The 1,321-nt window shown below is 64.0% G+C and carries 1 protein-coding gene and 1 other annotated feature; the gene reads right to left on the bottom strand.

The window, feature by feature from the left end; genetic code table 11:
• Positions 1 to 39: 39 nt before the first annotated feature.
• A protein-coding gene (locus tag IVB41_RS16585; RefSeq protein WP_247432943.1) for an IS3 family transposase occupies positions 40 to 1,271 on the bottom strand; the annotation gives its coding sequence in 2 pieces (ribosomal slippage) (positions 40 to 980 and positions 980 to 1,271; 1,233 coding nt in all).
• Positions 871 to 987 (bottom strand) — a sequence feature (AL1L pseudoknot). Its footprint overlaps the gene before it by 117 nt.
• Positions 1,272 to 1,321 lie beyond the last annotated feature (50 nt).

Here is a 1,321-nt window from a genome sequence, read left to right as displayed (position 1 = left end):
TGAACCGCCCCGGGTTTGCCGGAGGCCATTTGGTTTAAGTTATGCCGCCATCGCGGGTTGTTCCAGCATGGCGTAGTAGCGTTGCTCGGCTTCGGCTGGCGGTATGTTGCCGATGGGTTCCAGGAGCCGCCGGTTGTTGAACCAGTCGACCCATTCCAGCGTCGCGAACTCAACTGCCTCGAAGCTGCGCCATGGCCCGCGCCGATGGATCACCTCGGCCTTGTAGAGGCCGTTGATGGTTTCGGCGAGAGCATTGTCATAGGAGTCTCCGACGCTCCCGACAGAGGGCTCCACGCCGGCTTCGGCCAGGCGCTCGGTGTATTTGATAGAGACGTATTGGCTGCCCCTGTCGCTATGATGCACGAGCCCGCCGCGATGGACCGGTCGTCGATCATGCAGTGCCTGCTCCAGCGCGTCGAGCACGAAGCCTGCATGCGCCGTGCGCGAGGCCCGCCAGCCCACGATCCTGCGGGCGTAGGCGTCGATGACGAAGGCGACGTAGACAAAGCCGCTCCAGGTCGGGACATAGGTGAAGTCGGAGAGCCAGAGAACGTTCGGCCTTGGTGCCTTGAACTGGCGGTTGACGTGATCCAGCGGGCATGCCGCAGCCTTGTCGCTGCTCGTGGTCTTGACCGGTTTGCCGCGGATAACCCCTTGCAAACCCATGTCCCGCATCAGTCGCGACACCGTGCAACGGGCAACATCGAAGCCTTCGCGCTTGAGCTGCCGCCAGACCTTGCGCACACCGTAGACGGAGAAGTTCTGATCGAACACGCGACGAACCTCGACCTTCAGCGCGGCATCCTGCCTGGCGCGCGCCGACCGCTTGACCGGATCGCGCCGCTTGGCCAGATGGGCGTGGTAGGTCGAGGGGGCGATCGGCAACACCTTGCAGATCGGCTCGACCCCATGCGCCCCACGATGATCGTCGATGAAGGCGATCATGGCTTGGACCGGCGGTCGAGCTCCGCCATCGCAAAATAAGCGCTCGCCTTGCGCAGGATCTCGTTGGCCTGCCGAAGCTCGCGGTTCTCCCGTTCCAGGGCCTTCAGCTTCTCGGCCGTGTCGGTCGGAACGCCGGCCCGCTGCCCACTGTCGATCTCCGCCTTCTTGACCCAGTCATGCAGCGTCTGCGGCGTACAGCCGATCTTGGCCGCAATCGATGTCACCGCCGCCCAGCGCGAAGGGTGCTCGCCGGCGTGATCCAGAACCATCCGAACCGCTCGGGCCCGGACCTCGGGTGAAAACTTGTTCGTCGTCTTGCTCGTCATGGCTCCATCCTCTCAGGAGTTGGAGCCTCCGGCAAACCCGGGGCGGTTCA

The organism is Bradyrhizobium sp. 44 (assembly GCF_023073095.1).
Taxonomy (GTDB): Bacteria; Pseudomonadota; Alphaproteobacteria; order Rhizobiales; family Xanthobacteraceae; genus Bradyrhizobium.
Note: the sequence above shows the minus strand (reverse complement) of the source record. Positions and strands in the feature narration are given on the sequence as shown.